We start from the raw sequence: 1,531 nt of genomic DNA, 5'->3' as shown, positions 1-1,531 counted from the left end.
AAGCTCACCCCGCCCTGGCACGCCCACCACCTCGGTGACCTCCTGGAGAACCGTGCGGAGGTGCGGGAGATCCCCGCCCTGGGTCACATGGGTCCGCTGGAGGCCCCGGACGTCCTCGCCGCGATCGTCGACAAGCTCGCCGTCGAGCTCCCCTCGCCCCGCTGAGGTTTCGGCCTGTCCCGCCCCCTCAGGCGGGCAGGTCGGCCTCCGCCAAAATGGTCTCCAACCCCTCGATCCCGTAGTTGTCGACGATGAGGATCTCCGGTTCTTCGAGCAACCAGGAACGCTGTTCGTAGATCATCATCCGGTTGACCGGGGAAAGCGAGTCGACGCAGGTCCCGGGCCCGAACGCGTACGAGGCGTTCTGTTCTCCGACCTCGACCGTCGTGTGTTCGAACTCCTCCAGGTCCTCGCCTTCCCGCCACTCCCTCAGCTCCGCCCAATCCAGGCAGGCACCCGGATCGGTCCCCGGGTGGAATCGTTCCTGAACTCCGTCGGTCCCCACGAGGGGCTGCCACGCTTCGCCCCCGTAAGCGATTCCACCCGGTCCGAGCACCTGGACGTGGTGACACTCGTGCAGCTCCGTCGGAAGCCCCCAGGACCAGTCGACCTCCTCGCATCCCTCCTGGCCACCGGGGTAGAGGAGCAGCCACTCCTCGATGACCCGTTCCTCTTCGACCGAGAAGTTCCCGAACTCCTCCTCGAACGTCATGGCCGTCCAGCCCTCGGGGAGGGTGAGCGTCATGCCCCGGAACTCCACCCGTTCCAGATCCGGTTCGGTCGCGGGGTCGGAGGCGGCGACGGTCTCCTCTGACCACCCTGGGAGGATCGGCTGATCGGAGTACATCCGCCCACCGACCCAAGCACCCGTGACGACGGTGACGGCCAAGGTCGAGGCGACAACGGAGGCGGTGACCTTGCCCATCCCGGCGACCGTGCCCGCGCCGAAGGCCTTGGCGGTTACCGCTCCCGCTCCGCCCCCGGCCAGGGGCGCCGACCCCGACAGCAGCGTCACCGAACCGGCGGCGACCCACCGACCTGCACCCCGAACCACCGGGAACCCGGCCCACACCCGCCCCAGAAGCGCGCGCAAACGTTCGCGCGAACCCTCGCCCGGTGCGCCGGCACCGGCCAGGTCGAGCAGCTTCGTGAACGCCTCCACGGCGCTGGGTCGTTCGATCGGATTCCGGGACAGCGCCGCCGAGACCAACGGCAGCAGCTCCTCGGGGACACCATCCAGATCGGGCTCGCCGGCGCGGGTACGGGCGATGAGCGTGGCGGTGTCCCCCTTACCGAAGGGACCGTGCCCGGTCGCGGCATAGACGACCAACCCTCCCCAGGCGAACACGTCGACGGCGAGGGTGTCCCGCCCACCCGCCAAACGCTCGGGGGCGACCCAGCCGGGGGTGCCGAAGAGTCCCTTCTCGGGGGCGTGGTCGTCGGTGGCCCTGGCGATACCGAAGTCCAGGACCTTGGGCCCGGTCGGGGACAGGATCACGTTGGCCGGCTTGAGGTCACGATGCATGACACC

Annotated in this window: 1 protein-coding gene; it reads right to left on the bottom strand. The window is 69.3% G+C overall.

The window, feature by feature from the left end:
- Nucleotides 1–187 precede the first annotated feature (187 nt).
- Nucleotides 188–1,531 (bottom strand): serine/threonine protein kinase (locus ACWGKS_RS29920; protein WP_452525082.1); only part of this gene is annotated, 1,344 nt, incomplete at its 5' end.

The sequence above is a fragment of the Nocardiopsis sp. NPDC055879 genome, assembly GCF_053615935.1.
The sequence above is the reverse complement of the archived record's forward strand: the minus strand, read 5'-3'. Positions and strand labels throughout refer to the sequence as shown.